Raw genomic sequence first — 22,293 nt, forward strand, 5'->3', positions numbered from 1 at the left:
TGTTCTGCTTTACCTTACCATGGAGTTAGACGAAAAAAAAGGACGGATTGTCACGCTTTTGCATGCATTGTTTCTTTTGCAATCGTCTGAATAAGCGCTGGCAGCCAAGATTCGAGGGTCAAAAAGGCAAATCCTGCGGCAGCTGCCTTGCTGTTGTCCATGAAAAAGGAATGGGGAAATCCAAAAGGCGACTGGTCGGAAGGAGCGGTTTCTGGCTGAATGCGCGCCGGTTTCCCCACGGCTTGCGCAATGTTGTCGAGCAAAGCTTGCAACGTCACCGTGCCGTGCGAGTTGGCATTGACTGGCCCTGTCACAGAGCCCGTTCCCGCCCATTGCAAAAATCTCGCGGCTTCGCCAGCGTGAATAAAGCACATGGTCGCTTGCGGATTTTCCAGCCCGATCGGCTGTTCCTCGTGGACATGTTCAACGTGAAAATGCAGTCGGCGCGTGTAGTCCTCTTCCGCAAGCACGATCGGAAAACGCACGGCGACAACAGGAAAGGCATCCGTCTGGAAAAATACCGCTTCGGCCTGGCGCTTGCCTTCCTGATAGCTGACGCCCTCGCGAGTTCCCGGGCGCAGCGGATACGTATACGGATCAAACTCCTCCTCTTTCAGCGCCTGCTCCGCATAATCATAGACGGACAAGGTAGAGGTCAACACGTATTTGCCGACCTTGCCGCGAAAAACTTCACATGCGTCCAGCGCATTTTGATAGGAATAACAAATGTTGTCGTACACGATATCCCACTGCTCTTCCCCCGCGATTGCCAGCGAAGCTTTATCGTCGCGGTCAACTACAAGCCGCTTCACCTGCGGCGGCAAGTCTACCTCGGTCAAGCCTCTCGTCGCCACAGTCACATCTGCTCCCGATTCAATCAGCAGATGCACAAGACGCTTGCCAAAAAAGCGGGTTCCCCCGAGTACCAATACTTTTTTCAATGTCGCTTCCACCTTTCGCTCATGCGAATTTATTTGTTCAAGGCGATCACTCGCGCGCGCTCATCCCAGCTAACGGCATATCCGAGCTTTTCCGCGACTTTTTTGACCGGGAGATACTCCGTGCCGTTTACGGTGAGGGCGTCTGAACGGAAGTCTTCTGAGCCCGCGCCCAAACCGAGCAGCAATTTGTCCGCTTGCACATACGCGATGCCTTTTGCGACCAGCTTTTGCTCGGCCAAAAAAGGGTACGTCTGCCCATTTACCGAGATGGCAAACGGCTCTCCCGCTTCATACGAAACTTCCGGCGGTTCAGCGGCTGTATAGGCGATGGCGTCGACGCCCAGCACAGTCCCTTCTCGCGTATTGTCCGCTCCCCCGTACATTTTGCCTGTCTCAAAATCGTAGACGATCGCCTGCACATTGCCGATATCCGTCGGCTCCTCGGCAAAGACATGACCTTTTGCCATCAACTGCAAAATGGCGTCCTGATCAATCCCCGCTTCCCAGGAGACATGCGGATATTCGCTGGAAAAAAGGCGTGGCGCACGGATCGCCTCCTCAATACTCATGCCGTGGTCAATCACATTCAGAATCGTCTGCGACACGGAAGCGATAATCGTCGATCCGCCTGGCGAACCGATAGCGAGGAACGGCTTCCCGTCTTTCAGCACGATCGTCGGTGTCATGCTGGAGCGCGGGCGCTTGCCAGGCTCCACCTGATTGACACCTCCAGGTACCGCGTCAAAGTCGGTCAGCTCATTGTTGAGCATAAAGCCGTAGCCTGGCACCATCACACCGCTGCCAAAGACGTCCTCAATCGTTGTCGTGTACGAGACGAGATTGCCCCATTTGTCCATAACGGAAAAATGAGTCGTCTGCTTGACTGGCGAATTGTCGATCAGCTTGAAGGCAACCTCAGGCTTGCGACCAGAATCGAATCGCCACGGATCGCCAGCCGTTACTTGCGAATTGGCTTTTTCTTCTCCAATCAGCTTGCGCCGTTCTTTTATGTAATCGTCGTGGAGCAGTCCCTGCTTGGGCACGGGATACACATCCTCGTCTGCCATGTACGCCGCCCGGTCAGCGTATGCGAGGTGGTTCGCTTCTATCAGATGATGCAAATAAGTCACGGACCCGAAGCCGTCCTGCTGGTTGTTGTACCCTTCCATCAGCTTCAAAATCTGGATCATGGTCAAGCCACCCGAGCTGGGCGGAGCCATGGAGATCACCTCATAGCCGCGAAACATGCCGCGGATCGGCTCCCGTTCCTTGACCTGGTAAGCCTTGAGATCATCCATCGTCATCGTGCCGCCTGTGCGCTGCACTTCCTGGACAAGCGCTTGCCCAATTTCCCCTGCGTACAGGGCGTCCGGTCCTTTGTCGCGAATCAGTTTCAACGTTTTTGCCAGATCGGGCTGCACGAGAATTTGCCCTTCCGCAAGCGGTTGTCCTTGTGGAAGGAACACCTTCGCCGCAGTCGCATACTTTTCGAGCTTGTCGCGCGACTTGGCGATGTAGTCTGCCGTCACCCAGTTGACGCGCACGCCTTTTTCCGCCAGCTCGATGGCAGGTGCAAGCACTTGCGGCAAATCCCACGTACCGTAATCGTCCAGCGCTTCTGCCACGCCAAGCAAAGTCCCGGGCACACCGACTGCCTTGCCGCTAGTATGCCGCTGTTCAAACGGGATCGGCTTTCCGTCCGCTTGCAGAAACATGTCAGCGGTCACCTTGGCCGGAGCGACTTCGCGGCTGTCGATGATCGTAATTTTATTCTGATCCTTCAAGTAAATCAGCATAAAACCACCGCCGCCGATTCCTGACATGTACGGCTCTGCCACGTTGAGCGCCAGCTGGATTCCGGCAGCGGCATCAATGGCATTTCCGCCCTTGGCCAAAATGTCGCGGCCAACCTGTGCGGCCGCAGGGTGGGAGACCGCTACGATTCCTTTTGTGGCGCCATCTACGCCTTCCGGAACGCCGGGAACTTTGGCAATGGCAAACTGCGCAAGCGAACAAACGACAACGAACGAGAGGGCTAGCACTGTCCTTTTTTTCATACGATCCCCCCTGGTTATTGCTTCCTTTTGCTATTATTATAATTTTCAGCATTTTTTCCGGTCAACCCGTCCGCTCTCTTGCCAAGAAAAAAACACTCTCCCGAACGCGAGCGCTGTGCCTCGTCGGAAGAGTGTGCATCATTCCAATCGTTTTTTGATTTACGGCATGATCACCAGATTGCTGACAACAGGCCGTTCCTTCCCGCCAGAAGGCTTGTTCAACAGTTTGCCGTTGTAATAAAACGCGCTGGAGCCGCCGCCATCGAGATTGTATGCATCGACAACGTGAAATTCTTGCAATTTGCGCTGTGCTTCTTCGAGCGTAACCCCATTGCTCCAGCCTTCTCTTCTGCCGTCGATCACGATGACGAGCAAGTCGCCGTTATCGAAGTGACCGATGAGCGTGCGCGGCTGGCGAGCATTCGCCCAGGCGCGGGGAATCGGCAAGCGTTTCCCGTCCTGGAGCAGCCTTGGCAAGAAGCTCGCCCCTTGCAAAATGCCCTGCTGGGTAATTTGCGCCTGGGTCTTGATGTTCGCTCCCACCAGGTGGCCTTTGTTGTTGAAGCCGACGAAGCTCAGATTCGAATTGTTGGAAAACGTGCGAATCTTGCCGTCAACAACGGTAATGCCGAGCGGCTGGAGATAGCCTTTGCTGTCGCTCATGAAGCCTCCGGCGTTGATCGCCAGAACAGCTCCCGTGCGCTTGCCGGCGTGGCTTGTCGTCTCGCCTTTGCTTTTGACCGAGTTGTTCGCCAGGACCATCTTCAAGGCGCTCGGGTCCTGGAGGCGAACTTTCGCCATATATCCGCGATAGCCCGCTTCTTGCAGCGAATATACTTTGACGGTCGACTTTTTCCCGAAAGACTGCCCGATTGGATTGCCGAGCATGTTCGACAAAATCGTGTCCAGCACATCCGCCGACTTTTGTGTCTGCGATCTGCTCGTCACAAGCAAGTTGTTGATGTGCTTGTTTTGCTCTTCGTAATCTTTTTGCTCCGCCTTGGCGCGATCGCGAATATCTTCCACGACAATCTCGACGTTGCGCAGCTTTGTCTTCGTGTCATCCAATTGCTGCCCCAAGTCATCCGCCAGCTTTTTCGATTCGTGTGCCGAGAGCGCCAAACCTTCTGCCTGCAACGTTTCCGCAGGCTGGATCGTGGAAAAGGCAACGAGGAAGCCGAGAGCTGGTGCCAGCAGGAACAGGAAAAAGCGGTTGACTTTACCAAGCACGAGCGGCATCCTCCAGTTTTTTCAGCGACGCCTTCAAATCAACCAGTTGCTTGTTCAGCTGGTCAATCCGATCCTGCAAGGCTTCTTTTGTTTTGTTCGTTCCGCCGATTGTTTCGCCTGTCAATTGCAGGTCTTCCTCCAGATTGCCAAGACCAGCCTGCACCGCTTTCATCTCGTCCTGCACCGTCACCAGCTGCTCTCCCAAAGCTTGCATCTGCTTCTGGTTCTCTTCTTGTATCTGATTGATCCGCAGGTTCACAAATTGCTGCTGCTTGTCCAGCGTATGGGCAGCAAAGGCGTAACCTGCATAAGCAAGTCCTACCCAAACCAGTACAGCGAGTGCGATTGGCAGCAGTGGTCGCTTGCCTTCTGTTCTGGAGGGAAACAATGCCTGCAGCAGGCTGCCTCGTTTGCGTCTTCCCGCCTGCTTCCCGTTCGCCGGGAGTGGCAACGTAGTTGACGAAGTCGATGAAGTTCCCATGTATTTGTCGTTCATCGGCCCCCTCCTCCTTTCTGTGACATAGAATGAGGTTTTATTATAACATAGATTATTTTTCGACAAACCGTTTGCGAAAAAAGTGGAATTTTTGGTCAAAAAAAGCAGATACCATCGCGATTCGTTGCGACGATATCTGCTCTTTTCGGTTGCAAGTCTCTCCACGTATTCATCAAAGTGGGTGGGCCCGCCTGGTTATGGCTATTTTCCCAGAGTCCACTCTCTTTCCAGCGTACGGTACAGCTGCTGCAAAAACAGGAGCGGCTCCCCGGAAACGGCATGCTCTTCCTTGTAGTCCAGCTTCTTTTGCAGCATGCTTGCGAGCTGTCTTCCCAGCTCCAGCTTCTTGTCTTCTGACAGTGTCGCTTGTCTCGTCATAAAGGTAGAAAGGAGCACCCAGTCCTCCCGTGTGAACGACTGTTTTTGGCTTTCAGTCAGAAGTAGCGGCTCTTGGAACGACGCCAGGCTCTCCGCTTTTTTGCGCTTGTTTTTTTGGAAAAGGCCAGTGCGTCCGCCACCCTCTACCACGACGATCGTACCTGCGACCAGATCGCCGATGCGCTTGTCTCGCGGATGAAAAAACGAGACCAGCGCCCCGAGAAAATAGCCGGATGGGAGGCCGTCAATGATGCGGAACAGATTGCGAATCGTCGAAGACAAAAACGTCGCTGGCTGGCCGTTGTCGCGGATGACGCGAATCCCCATCCATCTTTTCCCCACGGTTTGTCCCGACCAGAGCGCCTCCAGAAACAAGAAATAGCCGAAGTTTAGGACAAAAATCAGGAAGAGCCCGATCGCGAATGCATAGTTGTCCGCATCCAGGAAAAAATTATCTTTCCTCCCAAAAATGACTATACCGATCACAATAAATACAGTAAGATTAACCAGGAACAAAATGACGGTGTCGATGAGCTGAGCGGCGGCACGACTGCCCAATCCCGCTGTCTGGAATCGCAGCATGACATGCTCAGGTGTGACAACAGACGCTTCTCGGCTCGCCTGGTTCATGGATGGATTTTCATTCATGCCGGTTCGCTTCTCCCTCTCATTTTACTAGATAAGGAGGCCATATCCATGGATATTACCTCGTTTTGGCACAAGCATAAAGCAGCTTGGGCCGAACTGGAACAACTGGTCGAACGATTCACCCGCAAGCAACGGCACATCACAGCCGCAGACATAGATCGTCTGACCCATTTGTACAAAAAAGCTTCCGCTCATCTGGCGCTGGTTCGCTCGTATCATCCAGCAGACGAAATCACGCTTTACCTCAATCAGCTCGTCTCCCGCGCCCACAACTTGACGTACAAGCAGCAGTCCGGGAGCTGGCAGCAGCTCAGACATTTTTTCGGCGTCCATCTGATTGCGCTGATGCACACTCGGATCAGCTTCATCGGGATGGCCGCCCTGCTTTTTGTGATCGGCGGCGTATCGGGATTCGTCGCGGTGCTGGCTGATCCGCTCAACCTGTACTACGTGCTGCCGCAGGGAATGGCCGAGCAGATCGATCCGTCCAGACTCGGCGAGGGGCACGACGCCATCAACAGTCCCGTTATTTCTACGATGATCATGACCAATAACATGAAAGTCGCCATTCTCGCTTTTGTGAGCGGGATTACGTTCGGACTCGTTCCGATCTATTTGCTGCTGTTCAACGGACTGTTGGTCGGAGCATTGGCTGCCGTCTATTTTCAAGCCGACAGCAGCTACGCTTTCTGGGCGTACATCTTGCCGCACGGCGTCATCGAGCTGACTGCGATCTTCATCGCCGGAGGAGCAGGCTTGCACATGGGTTATCGTCTGCTTGTGCCAGGCCGCTACGACCGCAAACATCAGTTTTTGGAGGCAGCCAAGGAATCAGCCCAGCTGTTGCTCGCCACTTTGCCGCTGCTGTTTGTGGCGGGGATCATTGAAGGCTATATCACACCTTCCTCGCTGTCCCTGGAGGTCAAATACCTCGTCGCGGCTGCCACCATGCTGCTGCTCGCCCTCTGGTATTTTTTCGGGCGAAGACGCCAGGCTCACAATGCCTCGCGCGCTTTTATATCCAAATAAGCATTGATCACCGCGAGCGTCAACTGATCGGCCGGAACATCGAGTACCTGGATGCCCGCGCCGGTCATTTTTTGTTGAAAAGCTTTGCGGTCGAGCTGAAAACGCTGTGCGACTGCCTTGACGTACGCCAATCGGCTGTTTTCCACCGGGACGCGACTCCACTCGTGCAGCACCGGATCGGCTTGCGAGAGCAGCAAAAACAAGTGCGATCGGCGCATTTTCCACAAATAGCCGACGAGCAAATCTTCCACCAGGTAATTTTCCATGTCGGAAAAAAGCACCATCAAGCTGCGCCGCTTTTGCTGGCGATGCATAAACTCCAGCGCCTTGGCCGGGTCTGCCTCGACAAAATCGTGGGACAAGTCGTAGCTCGCTTCCAAAATCGTGTGCAAATGCCCCATGCCTCGCCCTGGCGGTATGTACTTCTTGATCTCATGCGAGTAAGCCAGAAACGCTACCTGATCTCCCTGACGCAGTGCGACAGCGGCGAGCGTGATTGCCGCTTCCAGCGACTGGTCAAGCCTGCTCTGGTTGTTCAGCTCCACTCCCATCAGCCTGCCACAGTCGACGAGAATCGTAATGACTTTCCCGTGCTCCGGCCGATACTGGTTCGTCATCAGACGCCTGGAGCGCGCAGACGCCGACCAGTTGATCGTGCGCGGATCATCGTCCGGCACGTATTCGCGGATCGCATGAAATTCAGAGCCCGCCCTCGCCCGCCGCACAATTTTTTTGCCGTCGACAATCAAGCTTTCCTGCAACGAGTTCAAATAGCCGCGAACTTGTGACAAGTCCGGGTAAATTTTGATCGCCTGGGGAGCAGCAAAACGGCTTTGCCGATGCCACAACCCGATCTTTCCGCTCCAGCGCAAGTACAGCCAGCGAAAATCATAACGCCCCCGCTCCGTGCCACGCGTCTGGTAGCTGATACGCGATTCGCCGCTTTCCATGATGCCATGGATCGGCCCTGTTTCCGCAAAAGACAGCGGCAGGTCATCCTGGAGAACAAAGGACACGGACTGACCGCTTTTGTTTGCCAGCTCCACCTCGACCATGAACGACTGTCCCATATCACTCTGCTCAGGAAGCACGCGGCGAAGCTCCAGGTCCTTGCGCTTGGGCAGCGTCAGCCAATCAAACAGGCTCGCCAGCAAGATCAAGGCGTTGTACAGCCAAAATGCCGTAAAGCCCGCCTGAAGCACAAAGCCGACGATAGCAATCGGCGCGCCGAGCAGCAACAGCACGAGCAGCCGCTTCGTCGGCAAAACGAAGCGGTCTGCCAACAAATCAGCGAGGAACCGGGATAGCGGCCAACGTTTCTTCGATGATGTGGTCACTGGTACCCCCCTCCAATTCTACCTGGGGTGACAGGATGAGACGGTGCCTCAAGGCAGGCCGGGCAACCATCTTCACATCATCCGGCGTCACATACTCTCTGCCGTCCAGAAGCGCCCAAGCCTTGCTGGCCATCAAAACGGCAATCCCCGCGCGCGAGCTGGCTCCGAGCAGCAGCCGCTTCGTTTCTCGCGTCTTGCGAATCAAGGTGGTAATGTACTCGAAAATCGAATCGTCGACCACAACGTCTTGCAGCTTGCGGCGCTGTGCCAAAATATCGTCCAGACTGTAGACTGGCGCTTGTTTTTCTTCTTGCTTTCGCGTAAACGGCGCGTGTTGAATCAGGATTTGCTTCTCGCTTTCGTGCGACGGATACTGCATCGTCAGCTTGAACAAAAAGCGGTCGAGCTGCGCCTCTGGCAGCACGTAAGTTCCTTCGTACTCCACCGGGTTTTGTGTCGCGACGACGAAAAACGGATCGGGCAAAGGGTACGTGACGCCGTGAATCGTCACTTGTCCTTCTTCCATCGCTTCCAGCAAAGCTGCCTGGGTTTTCGGTGGCGTGCGGTTAATCTCGTCTGCCAGGAGCAAATTGGCAAAGACAGGACCTTTGATCGTCTCGAAGCGATTGTCCTGCATGTTGAATACGACATGGCCGATGATGTCAGAAGGCATCATGTCCGGCGTAAACTGGATTCGTCTGCTCTCCCCGCCGATCAGTCCCGACAAAGCACGAACCATTTTCGTCTTTCCGATTCCCGGCACTCCTTCCAGCAAAACATGGCCGCCAGCGAGCAAGGCGGTCACGAGCAGCCGGATGTTTTGGCGTTGTCCAACCAATTCTTTTTCCATCTGTTGCAACAATGGCTCCACGATGTATACGTCACTCCTTCATTAATTCCGTAATCATTTCATCCAGCAAAAGACTGTCTGCCAAAAGCTGCTTCGCCGAGTATTTCTCCTGGCTGCGCACTCGTTCCAGACGCTCCAGCACATCAGCGAGCTTCTGGACGCGCGGTTCGCTCCACCGCTGCTTGGCACTGTGCAAAATTTGTGCGCGGTCCGCTTTTTGGTGAATCCCCCAGCGGTCGTGCAGCAGCTGGCGCAAGTACGCCTCCCTGTGCGCGAGCGCATCACGCGCAAGGCTTCGCCGCTCATACCAGCTCGCCACGGCGAGAAGCGTTTCGTCCCCGCGTCGCACCGTCCATTCGCGCAAAGTGTAGACAGGGCCAAACCGTTTCCCTTTCCACCAGACGAACAACAGCAACACAAGCGACAGCTGAATGATGGTCGCGACCAGCCAGCCGGGATAAATCGCCAGCAAACCCGGCGTCTCCTGCAACCCGTGGTGATATTCGTCCACCCAGATCACCGACCAGTTTTCTTGCAAATGCGGCCATACCGCCTCAAAATGGGACAATTCGTTTATTTTGCGATTCGTCAACCAATCCGGGACGAGAAAATACGAGACGCTTCCAGCCCCCAGCTCGACTCTGCCTGCAAGAATCCCTTGCTCGTCATAAAACAGCGGCTCCAGCCCATCTGCTTCCTGCCATCTGACAAGCGTCCTGGCTTTTCCGCTCTGTCCTTCTGGCAGTCCCTGGCCTTGAATATTGCGTTCTTTGCTTGCACCTTCGCTGAATTTCGGCTCAAAGGGCACATCTTCCCAATCGATTGGATGCTCGGAAAACAGAAGCAGGTCGTTTCCGCTCTCGACCCACTCAAGCAAGGACTCCTGTTCCTTGTCCGTCAAGCTTTGCGGCTCCACGACCAGGAGCGCCTGTCCAGACGCTGTCGGCAGCATGTGAGTGGGCTGCCGCCATTCCTTGACCCGTCCGCCTTTCTCTTCCAGCAAAAGCAGTACAGCCTTGATTCCGTCCGGCTGAGCGGAAGACGCCAGGTAAGGCGGCAAGTGGGTCGCTGCCGGCTTGACCACAAACCAGCCGACGACGATGAGCAGCACGATCGCCACGATGATGCCGATCCGATACGTTCTCAGGCTATTCATGCTGTCCCTCCTTGCCAAAAATCTGCTCCAGCTCGCGAATCCGCTCTGCATAGCCGGATTGATCTACTTCTACTTGCCCGTACCAAGCCTGCTCGAAGGCGCGCGCAAAACGGCGAAACTGCCCTTCTGCCTGCGGCTGGTTGAGTTCGATTTCCGCTGCGTATTCCCAGTTCGTCTTCCATTGCTCGATCCGAATCCACGACTGCTTTTGCATGTAGACAAGCAGCGCCAAAAACAGCGAGCGCTCCCCTGCACGCCAATCACCGCGGGCAGCGCATTCTTTTGCTTCCCGCAAGTAATCGGCGTGCGTGCGAATTTTTTCACCGTGAACGAACAGGGGCGACTGCCGCTTTTGTTCCCATACCATTCTGCGGAACAGCCAAAAAATGACCGCGATCAGCAAGCATGCTCCGACGATCAGGACAACGGTGGATGCCGTCGTGGCAGCCCCCGCCGGAACTTCTGACCACGAAAAAAGTTTGGAAATCAAGTCGATCAAAAAATCGATCACTCTCTCCCAGAGGCTTGGCCCGTTGTCCTGAAGAGCGTGAAATTCGTCCCTTTGCAAAATTTCCTGCAAATGCTCCTTGTCCGCTGTCCAAGGGTTTGCGTTACTCATGGGTAGCTCCTGATTCTTTTGCCAAAAGGCGGTCGATATCTTGATCCAGTTGTTTGCTCATGAGGGCTTCCAGGTCCGTGCCGTCTTTGCGGACTCGCAAATCGAAGTAGGCGAGCGCATAAACAATCGCCATCCACGGCATCAGCAGGCAACTGAGCACGACCATGATGATTTGGGAGATGACAGACGTTCCCATAATGCCCATGACAGCCACCTGGATGCCGCCGGAAAAGATCGAATACAGAATGCTGAGCACGAGGTAGATCGCAAACAATCGCCAAAAATTTCCTTTTGTCAAATTCCAGCTTTTGTCGATCCCGATGCCGTTTCTTTCAAACAGGACGAGCGGCAGGTAAAAGCTCCATCTGAGCAGGAAATAACCCGGGACGAGAACGATTCCGGCCAAAAACAAGATGTAGCCGAACAAAAAGACAACGATAAAAATAAACGGACTCAACGTGCTGTCGGAATCGAAGAACGTTTCGATCGAATTTCCGGTAGCCAGCACCAGCAAGAAGCCGATGAGCATAAAGACGAGCAGAAAACCGATCGTCAAGGCGACCGCCAGCAAGCCGTAAACAATCGTGCTCCCCACAAGCGGCCAAAATCTGCCCAATGCTTGCTTCAATCCCGCCTTCAAATCAACAGGCTGTTCCTCCAACGCAGACTTCGTCATGAACGTGGCACCCGCGATCAATTGCGGATAGGCAACAACCATCGTCAACGGCGCAACGACGAACGCATACAGAAGCATCATGGCTACGTTTTGGGTGAGCAAATCTTCTTGACCACCAAACTTTTCACCCATTGCTTCCCAAAATTCCAGCCCTTCCGTATCCTGCATGAGCAGCGGAATGCTGCTGACATCGATCAGGAGCAACTGCTGCACCAGCAGAAAAGGGCCAAACCAAATAAGAGCCAGGAGAAAGAACGCTCCGAAGTGCTGACGGTAAACGTTAAAGCTTTTGTCCAATAATTTCCCCACTCCCATTGGGGTCATTGGCATTTGATTCATGGTAAATCCTCCATCTCTCTTTTTGAGATTACCTGAATAGTATACACGATTTTCCATTTGATTTTAAAAATTTCCGCTAAATTTACCGATGTTTTCCTGCCTGATTTTCGTTCTCTGCGGGTATTTGTCCATTTCGGTCCGTTTTTGTGCTGAATAGGATAAAGCAAGACAGTAGGAGGTGTATTCTCTTGAAATCAGCCAAAAAGAAGGCCAGAGCGAAGTCAGCCGCGAGCAGCAGGCGCCGTCAGCCCGGTAGCCGGACTGCCAACCGCTTGCTAGACAGGCTGCACCGAATCGTCCGCCTCCACGTGCGCGCACCCCAGGTGAAAGTGACGACGCCTGCTCCTCATGTATCCGTCACCAGCGCCACCCCGACCGTTCAGGTAGAAGCGCCAATCGTCCAGTTCGAAGCGCCCAAGCCGTTGGTCATTCCCGCTCCGATTGTCAAAGTGGACGTAGAAGCAGAGGATACTCCCGAGCAGGAAAGCGTGGCTGGACTGCGCAAGGAACTGCAAAAATGCATGCGGCAAAACCGGACCATCGAAGTGATCCTTACTTCCGACTGGGGGCCGGACAGCCGCCCTTATCGGGTCGGACAACTAAAGAGAGTAGACGATGGAATCATCGAGCTTGCGCTGGACGCCAACCACGGAACTTGTATTCTCATCCCGCTGAACCGCATTGCCGCGATCATCCCGGATGCTCCACCTCCGGCCGAGGCATTTGCCACGCACGAAGAAGACGAGGCTGAACCCGTCGTATTGAAAGTGATCGAAGGATCGGCAAAAGCTTTGTAAGGTACGCGCCTTCCCCCGTTCTCCCACTCCTTTGCCTCATGCGACGTCCTCTTTATGCAAAAACACCCCAGGAGTGGGAGCTGCTTTTTGCAGCGACAGCTTTTGTTGTTTTGGACAAGCTCTCGAAGGCTTGAATAAGCAACCGTAGGCTTGTCTTTTCTGCGGGAAAAAAACGAGCCATAGCCCACTTCTCCGATCCCGTCTCGTGAAAGTGGGCATTTGTCTCCCGTCAGTTTTCAAACGACAAGCTCCTCCATACATCCAGCACTTCCTCGGCCACCCGATTCCACGTAAAGCGTTGCTCTGCCAGTTTTCTGCCGCTGTTGCCCATTTTGCGCTGCAACTCACGACTGGCGAGCAACTGTTTCAACTGGGTGGCAAACGACTGCGGATTCTCCGGTTCTTCCACCAAAAGCCCGTTTCCTCCGATGATGACTTCTGCGTTTCCACCGCGCTTCGTCGTCACAAACGGCAACCCTGCGGCCATCGCTTCGTAATGGACGCGAGCAAGCGGCTCCTCCCACTGCGAAGGACAGACGAAAATATCTCCCGCCCAAAACCAGTGGTGAATGTTTTCTGCTGCCACATATCCAGTCGTAATGACCGGAATCGGCAAACGGTCGGCGAGCGCGCGTACATACGCTACGTAATCGCTGATCTTGTCGACGCTGTACCACGAACCGCCTACGAGCACCAGCGCCAGATTGTCATGATGGGCACCAAGCTCATTCATCGCCCGCACCAGAATGTCCGCCCCTTTTTTCGGGGTGAGCCTGCCGACGAACAAAATGACTTGCTTGTTTCCCAAATTGTGCGCAATCCGCAGCTCCTGACGAATTTTTCGCGCGGTCTGCGAGCTTTCCCACGGTACGAACGTCTGCAAATCGACGCCTGAATAGATCGTGCGCAGCTTGCCTTGGGCTTGCGGGTAGAGCGACGCGATGACGCGGCCGACATAATCGCTGATCGTGATGATTTTTGATGTGCTGGCAATGGCTTGCGCCGCGTCCTCCGGAGAGATTTTGGCGGCATCAAACATGTCGTTGTGCATGCTCAACACGATTCGCGCATTCGGGCACACTTCCCGAATCATCGGCACGAGCCGCGGCCGATTGAACACGTGGATGACATCGTACGCATTCGCCCGCAAAAACGCGAGCACTTCCTGCGCGTAGATTTCGAACACGCCGAGTCCGTGCACACGCGCATAACGGACGTTCCGCACCCTTTCGTCCATGGCGAGAGTCGGGTCAGACGTCCCGAGAATGGTCAAATCATGGTGCTGTCCCAGCGTGTCCGCGATTCCCGCTATATACGTCTGGATCGCACCGCCCCGCACCGGAGGAACGGGCAGTTTTTCCGTACAGATCATGACTACCTTCATCCGAATTCTCCTTTCCTATTGCGACTCACAGCATGTTTCTGCCTGTTTTTTGCGCTTTTGCCGAACGCGGCTTTTTTGCTTGGCTGCTGGCTGATTTCCGGCTTGGAGCTGCCGTTTTTTTGTATGGATGCGTGACGGCTGCATGCTGAGTTTTCCGGGGAGAACCGGACTTTGCTACCACTTGGTTCCCTGCTTTTGCTTTTTCGCTCGTTTTGGGAGACTTGTTGAGCGGTTTTTTTGCTTGCAGCTTTGTAATTGCTTTTTTGGCAACCGCTTTTTTGTTCGTTGCGCTTTGTTTGCTTCCCTGACTGGACGCTTTCTTCTTGACTGGCTTATCTCCCGTCCTTGCACGTTTTGCGGGTGCTACTTTTGCTTTCAGGCGCGGGCCTTGTTTCTTGGCAGGCTCCGCTTTTTCAACGGGTGTAACAATTGGGGCCTTGATGAACCAGCCTGACGGAGGAGTGGTTGTTTGGACAGCAACCGGAGTGCGTTCTTTTTCTTGCTTGACCGGCCCTTTGCGCGTTTCCGGCCGCGCCTTTTCTCGCTCCTTCGGCTCCTGCGGCTTCTTCACTGTAGCGGCGCGGATCGGCTCAGGCTCAGGAATGCGCAGCGCCTTTTTCGCCTTGACTTCGTCTGGCTTGTTCTCGACCTTCGCTTTTGGTCGGCGGGCGTCTGCTGCCAGTACCGCTTTTTCTTCCGCGACAGGCACAAGCACTTGACTTTGCTCTGGAACTTGACTTTGAGCAGGAAGCTGCATTTGGTCAGCAAGCTGCCAGTTTGCCTGATTCTCTGTACTCGCAAGCGATTGCCGTTCCGGTGAACGCGGTACAACCACTTGCGTGTAATCGCCCGGCTGGTATTGACCGCTGTCTTTGGCCAACTCCGCAAGCGCCTGGTCTTTTGTCTGATCGGTTGCCACGACCCGCTGCAAAATACCCTCTGCCTCGGTGTTCAGGAAGGTGACCGGATCGTAAAACATTTCTTTTAAATGCTTGTAAAATTCGTTTGGCACGGACATATCGAGCAACAGGATTTCGAAGGACTCACGATCGAGCGGGTTCGCCCGGTGATACGCTTCGATCATCCCTCTCATCCATGTCACGTCCCAGACACCCATGTCGTCCATCGTGCTGGTAATCAGCTTCCGCAGGTCGCGAAACGGCAAGTCGTACGCCACGCCGTCCAGGTCGATAACCCACAGTCCGCCAGGTCCGTTCTGTCCATTGGACCAGCCGTAGTCCTGGTGAACCAATCCCCAGTGCGGCTCGCCCATTTGCACCATTTTCGGATAGGAAGATGCTTTCAGCCGCTCCAGTGCTGCGATTGCTTGCTGTTCGTATTTGTCGACGACCGCCAAGATCGGACCGCTTGCCGCCGTTTCCCGATACGCTTTGGCCATTTCACGCATCCAGCCGATTTTTTTGGCGATCTTTTGATAGTAGTTGGGCCAGCGATACAGACGGGAAGAGTTTTTGGCCCCTGCTGGCGGCACGTACCCTTTGGTGTGCCGATGAAATTCGCCCAAGCCGTAGCACAGCTCCTGCGCCCCTGTCAGGTCGACTTTGGCCGCTGGTTCAAGGGAAATCCAGTCGGTGACAATCCACAGCTTTCCGCCCTTCTCCACAAACAGCTTCCCGTCCCTGGCCGGAATCAGCGCTGGCACCCTTGCTCCCTGCCTGACTACGTATTCCTGCAAACCTACGCTGTAGAGGCTTCTCTCTGGCGTCCGGTGGAGCACTTTCAAACTGCGCGGACCTTTGTTCGTCTCGATTCGCCAGATGGCACCGCCTTTGTCAGGCTTCGAGGTAATCAATGTCCTGTTGTGAACGGTCATATCGTATTCCTTTATGACAAGCTCAGCGACTGCATCTACTTCCGGAGGTACTTGCATATCCCAATCGACAGGAGTGGGCTCGCTTCCATCTCTAGTGTCCCATGGTTTGATCACATACTGTTCCATTCCATTCCCCCCGTGTTCCTAATTCAAGCGCTCACCTTCTTCATAAAATATTCGTGTATACAGGTTGACGAAACGGACAAATATCCTTGGCAGTTTGCCAATTCCTCCAACGAAAAAGCGACCCGTTCTGCGCAACTTGGCAGACTGGCCGCTTTTTGGTCATATCATCAAAATTTCCCGCAGGTCTTCTTCGCTCATCGTCGAAATCGCTGCTTCTCCGGGGGCGATGACTTCCTCGATCAAATGCTTTTTCTTTTGCTGCAACTCGTACATCTTTTCTTCGACCGTCCCTTGAGCCACCAGTCTGATGACCTGGACGACCCTTTTCTGGCCGATCCGGTGCGCCCGGTCTGCTGCCTGCTCCTCAACAGCCGGATTCCACCACAGATCGTACAAAATGACCGTGTCCGCTCCCGTCAAATTCAGACCCGTCCCCCCTGCCTTCAACGACATGAGGAACAAGTCGCATTCTCCGTCGTTGAATCGGTTGCACAGTTCAATCCGTTCGGCGGCTGGCGTGTTGCCATCCAGGTAAAAAAACGGAATGCCGTGATCGCCAAGCTCCCGACCAATGATGGCGAGCATCTCCGTGAACTGCGAAAAGAGCAGGACGCGCTTGCCTGCGCCGAGACATTCTTCCAACACCTCAAGCAATTGCTCGAATTTGGCGGAGCTGCCTTCGTAGCCCTCGACAAACAGGGCTGGATGACAGCACAGCTGGCGAAGTCTGGTCAAGCCCGCCAAAATCTTGATCCGGTTTTTGTCAAAAGTTTGCTCGTTCAAGTGCTTCACGGCGTCTTGTTGCAGCTTGGCCAAATAGGCGATGTACAGCTTTTGCTGCTCCGGCAGAAGCGCCGTCGCTTGCAAGGTTTCGATTTTTTCCGGCAGCTCCTGCAAGACCTCTGATTTCAGCCTGCGCAGCAAAAACGGTCTGGCCCGCTTGGCGATGACTTCTCTTGGCAAGTCCTGAAAAGCTTTGCGCTGGGGAAATAGCTCGGGAAACACAACGTCGTAGATCGACCACAGTTCCTCCAGCCTGTTTTCGATCGGCGTTCCGGTCAAGGCAAAGCGCTGCCCGGCCTGAATGCTCTTCACAGCCTGCGCCGTCTGGGTAGTATGGTTTTTAAACGCCTGCGCCTCATCCAAAAACAGCGTGTGAAACGTGCGCTCGGCATATTCGGCGTAATCCCTGCGCAAAAGCGGGTAAGACGTGATCAGCACATCCACCGCTTCCTCGCGCGCCGTATTCCGTTCCTGCCGACTCCCGTCCACGATGCGGACTACAAGCTCCGGAGCGAACTTGTTCAACTCGTTGCGCCAGTTGTACAGAAGCGAGGCAGGCGAAACGATCAGGATCGGTTGTTTGCGGCTGCGAATGTCGGGGAGCTTGGCTACCATGTACGCGATGCTTTGCACCGTTTTGCCAAGCCCCATATCGTCCGCCAAAATGCCGCCAAAACCGTAATGGGCGAGCGTCATGAGCCATTGGAAGCCGAACTTCTGGTAGTCGCGCAAAACTGGTTCCATCCTGTCCGGTACGCGGAAGTCGAGGTTGTCCGGGTTGCGCATATTTTCCAGAAAACTGCGCAACGTTTTCCCGAACTGCACCGTCTTGTCCTGCGGCGTGTCCAGCAAGCGCAAGCCGTGCAGCATCGGCAGCGAAAAGCCGCTGGCGATCCAGTTGGCGTGGCGCACTCCGATTTCGTCGACAAGCTGGTTGATCCGCTCAAATTCTTTCGTCTCCAAAGGCAAGAGCGCCCCTGTTGGCAGGCGGTAATATTTGCGCTTTTCTTCCAAAGCGAGCAGCAATTGCTTGATTTCAGTAGGCGGGAAGCCTTCCACGTCAAAGCGGACTTCCAGCCAATTCGTCCGCTCATTGATCTCTACCTTGACCTTTGGCGGAACGTGCATGGAAGCCAGCCTCAGCTTGACCGCCGTGGTCGCGTACACTTTGCACCATTTTTCCAGCTCGGGCACGACCGTGTGCAAAAATTCGTATTCGGCTTCCTCGTCATCGAGAAAATAGCCCGCTTCCGTCTGGACGAAGGCGCTTTGTTCCATCAGCTCCAAAATCCGCTGCTCCTTCTCTCCGTCGCGCATCAAGATCAGATCGTTGTCTCTGTTCTGTCCATTCGTGTCTGTGACAAGCGGATTGATGACGATATCGCCGTACTGAAATTCCAGTCCGGCCAGCAGCCGATCGCGTATCCGGTCGAGATAGAGCCTCGCCTTCAACTGGGTCTGCACGATCCGGTCGGCAACAGGCTGGGCAATGCGGACGCTGCCAAGCTTCATCAAGCCCGGAACGACCTTGGTCATGAATGGCTCCATTTGCTCCTTGGGGACGACGATGTCCTGTCTTTGATGCGCTTCCAGCATCTGTTTCAACTGCTGCAGGTTGTTGCAGGCATCTGTTGACTGCTTCATCCACACGCCGTCATGCAAAATACATCCGTATTCACGAAGCACGGTCAAACCGGACAAGCCCTCGACTGTCAAACGGTATTCGGCTTCGCTGTCACCCGCATCGAATGCAAACTGCAACGGCACCTTCCCGGTTTGCGCCTGAAACGTTTCATACGTCTGCTCGCCCTGTACGACGCGCACGCCAGGAGCTTTGAGCAGGTGAGCAAACAAGCTGTCCCAGGCAAAAGGCGGGACAATCAGCGTTCGCTCCGAGCCTGCCGCTTTTGCCTCCTGATAGCTGTATCCTGCTGTCTCGCGGTACAGCTTTTCATGATGATAGACGTGAACAAGCTCTTCCATGATCGGTTCATGCGCCTGCAAAAAGCGATGACACTTCGGATCGTAAGTAAAATGGGCGGAAAAGGCGTACGGCTCCCCTTTTTCCATTTTCGCCAGGAAGTCCCGAATGTTTTTGACGACGTACAGCCGTTTTGGCCCCAGCTTCAGCTCGATTCCGATCACCGCTTTGCGATAGCCGTACGGCACGATTTTGCAAATGATTTCCGCTTCCAGTACCGCCCGCTCGTCAAGCAGTACCTTCCTCATGCTTGTCCCCTGCCGTCTTGCTCCGCCAAACAAGTCGAGGATGCCCTGTGTCAATTGATCGTCCCGGTCTGCCGTCGCGCTTTCCCTGGAAGCTGGCGTGTTCACGCGGTTCCCTTTTGGCGAAAACTCATCCTGCGGCAGATCACGCACAGTCAACAGCACAGCCGCAATATGCTGGCAATACTGTTCATAGGAACGCAGCGCAGGACAGCTGCACGTCGCCACGATCCCTGCCTCATCCCCTTCCATATGTACCTGGTAGTCGTGTTTGCCTGCCTGAACGGTTGCCCGAACGATCATCGGCTCAGGCTGAAACGTATCGACGCTCACCTTTTGCGAGCGATAAAAGGCTTTGCCCCGCTCGTAGGAGAGGCGACCGCACCATTCTTTGATTTTTTGATGGCTGATTGAAAAGCTCATGGCCTGTACCTGCTTCCTAAAATATGTTTCATGATAGCAGATTTCGAAAGAAAAAAGATACGCCTTGGCGAGCGTATCTTTTTTCGCTATATCGAATGATTAATCTTCGTCCTCGTCATCTTCGTCGTCGTTGTCTTCCAAGACCGGATCTTGATTCCGCGAGAAGATCCATTTTTTCTTCGTGCCATCTTCGTATTCCACTTTTACTTCGATTTCTTCAATGTCCTCGTCCTCACCAACGGCGTCACGCAAATACCGCAACCAATCCATGACTACACCTCCTGGTACCGGATGATTTCATACAGCCTCGTCAGCGGCTTTCCCGTCGACATTGATACTATATGACGGCTGCCGCTTGCATGTATGGTTGATTGTCCCTTTTGTGCGCGTAGATTTTTACACATCTTGCCACCTCGCTCTGGCTGATCGATGTCGCCATGCGCTTCGCAGCTGTTACATATTTGCAGGTGGACTGGACAAACTTTGGATGGAAACGTCTGCGAGACCGTCATGACGATATGGACAAAGAAGGGAGTATCGCATCATGAAAGCACACTGCACAAGGCTCCTCAGAACGGGTGTCATTCTCATGCTTGCGTTGGCGTTCACCTTGCCGCTTTCCGCGGCGGTCGCCTATCAGGATCACCCGTACCATTTCGGCTTCAAAAAGAGCAAAAATGGACAGCTTCCTTCTATTAACGAGGAAGGCTTTAAAGGAATCGTGGATCGGCACGGCGCGGTTTTTTTGGGCGACACCAGCAAAAAAGAGCTGTACTTGACGTTTGACAACGGATATGAAAACGGCTTTACCCCGGCCATTCTTGACACGCTTCAGGCGAAAAAGGTCCCTGCGATCTTTTTCGTGACCGGACATTACGTGAAGGAGCAGCCTGAGCTGTTGAAACGGATGACAAAGGAAGGGCACCTGATTGGCAATCACTCCTGGAGTCACCCTGACATGACCACCGTACCGAACGAAAAGATCAAGGAAGAGCTGAATCGGGTCAAAGAAGCCGTCAGCCAAGTGACCGGACAGGCGACCATGCGCTATCTCCGCCCCCCGCGGGGAATTTTTAGCGACCGGACTCTCGCGGTCAGCAAAGAACTCGGCTACACCAACGTCTTTTGGTCAGTTGCCTACAAGGACTGGGATACAAAAGTACAGCGCGGTTCCCGCTTCGCCTTCGACAGCGTAATGGGACAGCTGCATCCGGGAGCGGTGATTCTTTTGCACTCCGTCTCCAAGGACAATGCCGACGCGCTCGGCTCGATCATTGATGAAGCTCGCAAGCGCGGCTACGAGTTCAAAAGTCTCGACCAACTGCCGCAACATCAGCAAAGCTCCCCATAAAAAGCTTTGGACGAGATCAACAGGCTGCACCGCTCGCATGCGCGATAGCCTGTTGCTTCTGTCGGCAACAAAAAACTCCCGCTGCCTCGTTTTGCACAAGGGCGGGAGTTTTCTTGCGTTTGCTGCTTCTACTGGCGATCCAACAGGGAAGCGCCGGCGATGCCCGGGTGGGTCATCTCGAACGGGTCCAAAATGAGATCGAGTTCTTCTTCTGTCAGGACGTTGTACTGCAAGCACAGCTCGCGCACCGATTTTCCGGTGAGGATCGCTTCGCGCGCGATGCGGGCAGCCGTTTCATAGCCCAGATGCGGGTTGACAGCTGTGATGACGCCTACGCTTTTTTCTACGTATTCTTTCATGCGCTCGCGGTTTGCTTCGATGCCTTCCAGGCAGTAGCGGGTGAACGCGCGGAACGCGTTGTCCATGATGCTGATCGATTGCAGCAGGTTGAAGACAAGCACTGGCTCCATCACGTTCAGTTCCAGTTGGCCCGCTTCGGAAGCCAAGCAGATGGTGTGGTCGTTTCCGATTACTTGGAAGGCTACTTGATTGAGCACCTCGGCCATAACCGGATTGACTTTGCCTGGCATGATAGAAGATCCTGGCTGACGTGCTGGCAGCGAGATTTCGCCCAGTCCGGCACGCGGTCCGGATGCCATCAGACGCAAGTCGTTGGCGATTTTTGACATGTTCATCATGCAAACTTTCAATGCAGCAGACACTTCTGTGTACGCGTCTGTGTTTTGCGTCGCATCTACCAGGTGCTCCGCCCCTACGAGCGGGAAGCCGCTGATGGTTGCCAAATGCTCGACAACGGTTGTAATGTAGCGCGGATCGGCATTCAAGCCTGTCCCTACAGCGGTCGCGCCCATGTTCACTTCGTACAAATGCTGGCGAGATTGCTTGATCCGCTTGATGTCGCGTTCCAGCACGCGGCGATACGCTTCAAATTCCTGGCCGAGACGGATCGGAACCGCGTCTTGCAAGTGCGTGCGCCCCATTTTGATGACGTCGTCAAACTCTTTTGCTTTCTGGCCAAATGCATCGTGCATGGACTCCATCGTTACGAGCAGTTTTTCCAGCAAGTCGAGCGTCGCGATATGAATCGCAGTCGGGAATGCGTCGTTGGTCGACTGCGACATGTTGACATGTGTATTTGGACTGAGATGGAAGTAATCTCCTTTTTTCTCTCCGATAAGCTCAAGACCGCGGTTGGCGATCACTTCATTGGCGTTCATGTTAATAGATGTTCCCGCACCACCCTGGATCGGGTCCACGATAAATTGATCGTGCCATTTCCCTTCAATGATCTCCTGCGCGGCAGTCACAATCGCATTGCCCAGTCGCGGATTCAGACGGGAAACCTCCATATTCGCAAGGGCTGCTGCTTTTTTTACCATAGCCATTGCGATGATCAGGGAAGAATGAAGACGGTATCCGGTAATCGGGAAGTTCTCTGTTGCCCGCATGGTTTGGACACCATAATAGGCATCTACAGGAATTTCTTTTTCACCAAGAAAGTCTTTTTCCGTGCGAAATGTTTGTTGTACCATTCTTATCAGACCAGCTTTCTAGGAATAGTGGTTAATGCTACCTCCCCATTCTAGCACAGA

Annotated in this window: 18 protein-coding genes; 3 read left to right on the forward strand and 15 right to left on the reverse strand. The window is 54.2% G+C overall.

The annotated features are described in order from the left end of the window. Positions 1-50: 50 nt before the first annotated feature. The 5 genes from NST23_RS16800 to NST23_RS16820 form a co-directional block, all read right to left on the reverse strand. Entirely contained in the window at positions 51-941 is an 891-nt protein-coding gene (locus tag NST23_RS16800; protein ID WP_122965130.1) for an NAD-dependent epimerase/dehydratase family protein, read from the reverse strand. A gap of 29 nt (positions 942-970) precedes the next feature. Next, a complete protein-coding gene (gene ggt / locus NST23_RS16805; RefSeq protein ID WP_173599675.1) occupies positions 971-2,998 on the reverse strand; it encodes a gamma-glutamyltransferase in 2,028 nt (675 codons plus the stop codon). A gap of 159 nt (positions 2,999-3,157) precedes the next feature. After that, complete coding sequence (locus NST23_RS16810) at positions 3,158-4,228, reverse strand: phosphodiester glycosidase family protein (protein ID WP_122965128.1); 1,071 nt, start codon at positions 4,226-4,228, stop codon at positions 3,158-3,160. After that, positions 4,218-4,724, reverse strand: coding sequence for a hypothetical protein (locus NST23_RS16815; RefSeq protein WP_122965127.1), 507 nt, complete (start codon positions 4,722-4,724; stop codon positions 4,218-4,220). The genes NST23_RS16810 and NST23_RS16815 overlap by 11 nt, the downstream gene beginning before the upstream one ends. Before the next feature lie 201 nt (positions 4,725-4,925). Beyond that, complete coding sequence (locus NST23_RS16820) at positions 4,926-5,750, reverse strand: RDD family protein (protein ID WP_122965126.1); 825 nt, start codon at positions 5,748-5,750, stop codon at positions 4,926-4,928. A gap of 48 nt (positions 5,751-5,798) precedes the next feature. Between NST23_RS16820 and NST23_RS16825 the strand changes: the two genes are divergently transcribed. After that, positions 5,799-6,779 (forward strand): stage II sporulation protein M, encoded by a 981-nt coding sequence (locus tag NST23_RS16825; protein WP_122965125.1) that lies wholly within the window; start codon positions 5,799-5,801, stop codon positions 6,777-6,779. On the opposite strand, the gene NST23_RS16830 is transcribed toward NST23_RS16825, so the two are convergent. The 5 genes from NST23_RS16830 to NST23_RS16850 are packed head-to-tail and all read right to left on the reverse strand — an operon-like array spanning position 6,746 to position 11,756. Then, entirely contained in the window at positions 6,746-8,116 is a 1,371-nt protein-coding gene (locus NST23_RS16830; protein WP_122965124.1) for a DUF58 domain-containing protein, read from the reverse strand. The two genes, NST23_RS16825 and NST23_RS16830, sit on opposite strands and share 34 nt — an antisense overlap. Next, a complete protein-coding gene (locus NST23_RS16835) occupies positions 8,067-8,987 on the reverse strand; it encodes an AAA family ATPase (RefSeq protein ID WP_122965123.1) in 921 nt (306 codons plus the stop codon). The genes NST23_RS16830 and NST23_RS16835 overlap by 50 nt, the downstream gene beginning before the upstream one ends. A 10-nt stretch (positions 8,988-8,997) precedes the next feature. Then, positions 8,998-10,122 carry a DUF4350 domain-containing protein gene (locus tag NST23_RS16840; RefSeq protein WP_173596460.1) on the reverse strand — a complete coding sequence of 375 codons (1,125 nt, stop codon included), beginning with the start codon at positions 10,120-10,122 and terminating at the stop codon, positions 8,998-9,000. Then, complete coding sequence (locus NST23_RS16845) at positions 10,115-10,741, reverse strand: DUF4129 domain-containing protein (protein WP_122965121.1); 627 nt, start codon at positions 10,739-10,741, stop codon at positions 10,115-10,117. The genes NST23_RS16840 and NST23_RS16845 overlap by 8 nt, the downstream gene beginning before the upstream one ends. Beyond that, entirely contained in the window at positions 10,734-11,756 is a 1,023-nt protein-coding gene (locus NST23_RS16850) for an ABC transporter ATP-binding protein (RefSeq protein ID WP_173599674.1), read from the reverse strand. Before NST23_RS16850 ends, NST23_RS16845 begins: the two co-directional genes overlap by 8 nt. Positions 11,757-11,944: 188 nt before the next feature. On the opposite strand from NST23_RS16850, the gene NST23_RS16855 reads away from it, so the two are divergent. Continuing rightward, a complete protein-coding gene (locus NST23_RS16855) occupies positions 11,945-12,553 on the forward strand; it encodes a hypothetical protein (protein WP_122965119.1) in 609 nt (202 codons plus the stop codon). A gap of 229 nt (positions 12,554-12,782) precedes the next feature. On the opposite strand, the gene NST23_RS16860 is transcribed toward NST23_RS16855, so the two are convergent. The 4 genes from NST23_RS16860 to NST23_RS16875 all read right to left on the reverse strand — a co-directional run bounded on the left by NST23_RS16860 (position 12,783) and on the right by NST23_RS16875 (position 19,599). Continuing rightward, a complete protein-coding gene (locus tag NST23_RS16860; protein ID WP_242771070.1) occupies positions 12,783-13,937 on the reverse strand; it encodes a glycosyltransferase family 4 protein in 1,155 nt (384 codons plus the stop codon). A gap of 25 nt (positions 13,938-13,962) precedes the next feature. After that, positions 13,963-15,897 (reverse strand): CotS family spore coat protein, encoded by a 1,935-nt coding sequence (locus NST23_RS16865; protein ID WP_340964122.1) that lies wholly within the window; start codon positions 15,895-15,897, stop codon positions 13,963-13,965. A 159-nt stretch (positions 15,898-16,056) separates the two neighbouring features. Next, complete coding sequence (locus NST23_RS16870; RefSeq protein ID WP_340964124.1) at positions 16,057-19,329, reverse strand: SNF2 helicase associated domain-containing protein; 3,273 nt, start codon at positions 19,327-19,329, stop codon at positions 16,057-16,059. Between the two features lie 99 nt (positions 19,330-19,428). After that, positions 19,429-19,599 (reverse strand): hypothetical protein, encoded by a 171-nt coding sequence (locus tag NST23_RS16875; RefSeq protein ID WP_167470324.1) that lies wholly within the window; start codon positions 19,597-19,599, stop codon positions 19,429-19,431. A gap of 274 nt (positions 19,600-19,873) precedes the next feature. Here NST23_RS16875 and pdaA point away from each other — a divergent pair, with 274 nt between their 5' ends. Next, positions 19,874-20,680: a delta-lactam-biosynthetic de-N-acetylase gene (gene pdaA / locus NST23_RS16880; RefSeq protein ID WP_122965115.1), complete on the forward strand. Its 807-nt coding sequence runs from the start codon at positions 19,874-19,876 to the stop codon at positions 20,678-20,680. 128 nt (positions 20,681-20,808) lie between these two features. On the opposite strand, the gene aspA is transcribed toward pdaA, so the two are convergent. Further along, positions 20,809-22,233: an aspartate ammonia-lyase gene (gene aspA / locus NST23_RS16885; protein ID WP_217365361.1), complete on the reverse strand. Its 1,425-nt coding sequence runs from the start codon at positions 22,231-22,233 to the stop codon at positions 20,809-20,811. Positions 22,234-22,293 lie beyond the last annotated feature (60 nt).

Origin of the sequence: Brevibacillus sp. FSL K6-0770 (genome assembly GCF_038000275.1) — a bacterium.
Classification (GTDB): Bacteria; Bacillota; Bacilli; order Brevibacillales; family Brevibacillaceae; genus Brevibacillus; species Brevibacillus parabrevis.

What these genes read in the sequence shown, in the direction of transcription:
- ggt (WP_173599675.1), bottom strand. Translation starts at nt 2,998, where the DNA reads ATGAAAAAAAGGACAGTGCTAGCCCTCTCGTTCGTTGTCGTTTGTTCG.
- NST23_RS16815 (WP_122965127.1), bottom strand. Translation starts at nt 4,724, where the DNA reads ATGAACGACAAATACATGGGAACTTCATCGACTTCGTCAACTACGTTG.
- NST23_RS16820 (WP_122965126.1), bottom strand. Translation starts at nt 5,750, where the DNA reads ATGAATGAAAATCCATCCATGAACCAGGCGAGCCGAGAAGCGTCTGTT.
- NST23_RS16825 (WP_122965125.1), top strand. Translation starts at nt 5,799, where the DNA reads ATGGATATTACCTCGTTTTGGCACAAGCATAAAGCAGCTTGGGCCGAA.
- NST23_RS16840 (WP_173596460.1), bottom strand. Translation starts at nt 10,122, where the DNA reads ATGAATAGCCTGAGAACGTATCGGATCGGCATCATCGTGGCGATCGTG.
- NST23_RS16845 (WP_122965121.1), bottom strand. Translation starts at nt 10,741, where the DNA reads ATGAGTAACGCAAACCCTTGGACAGCGGACAAGGAGCATTTGCAGGAA.
- NST23_RS16850 (WP_173599674.1), bottom strand. Translation starts at nt 11,756, where the DNA reads ATGAATCAAATGCCAATGACCCCAATGGGAGTGGGGAAATTATTGGAC.
- NST23_RS16860 (WP_242771070.1), bottom strand. Translation starts at nt 13,937, where the DNA reads ATGAAGGTAGTCATGATCTGTACGGAAAAACTGCCCGTTCCTCCGGTG.
- NST23_RS16865 (WP_340964122.1), bottom strand. Translation starts at nt 15,897, where the DNA reads ATGGAACAGTATGTGATCAAACCATGGGACACTAGAGATGGAAGCGAG.
- NST23_RS16870 (WP_340964124.1), bottom strand. Translation starts at nt 19,329, where the DNA reads ATGAGCTTTTCAATCAGCCATCAAAAAATCAAAGAATGGTGCGGTCGC.
- NST23_RS16875 (WP_167470324.1), bottom strand. Translation starts at nt 19,599, where the DNA reads ATGGATTGGTTGCGGTATTTGCGTGACGCCGTTGGTGAGGACGAGGAC.
- pdaA (WP_122965115.1), top strand. Translation starts at nt 19,874, where the DNA reads ATGAAAGCACACTGCACAAGGCTCCTCAGAACGGGTGTCATTCTCATG.
- aspA (WP_217365361.1), bottom strand. Translation starts at nt 22,233, where the DNA reads ATGGTACAACAAACATTTCGCACGGAAAAAGACTTTCTTGGTGAAAAA.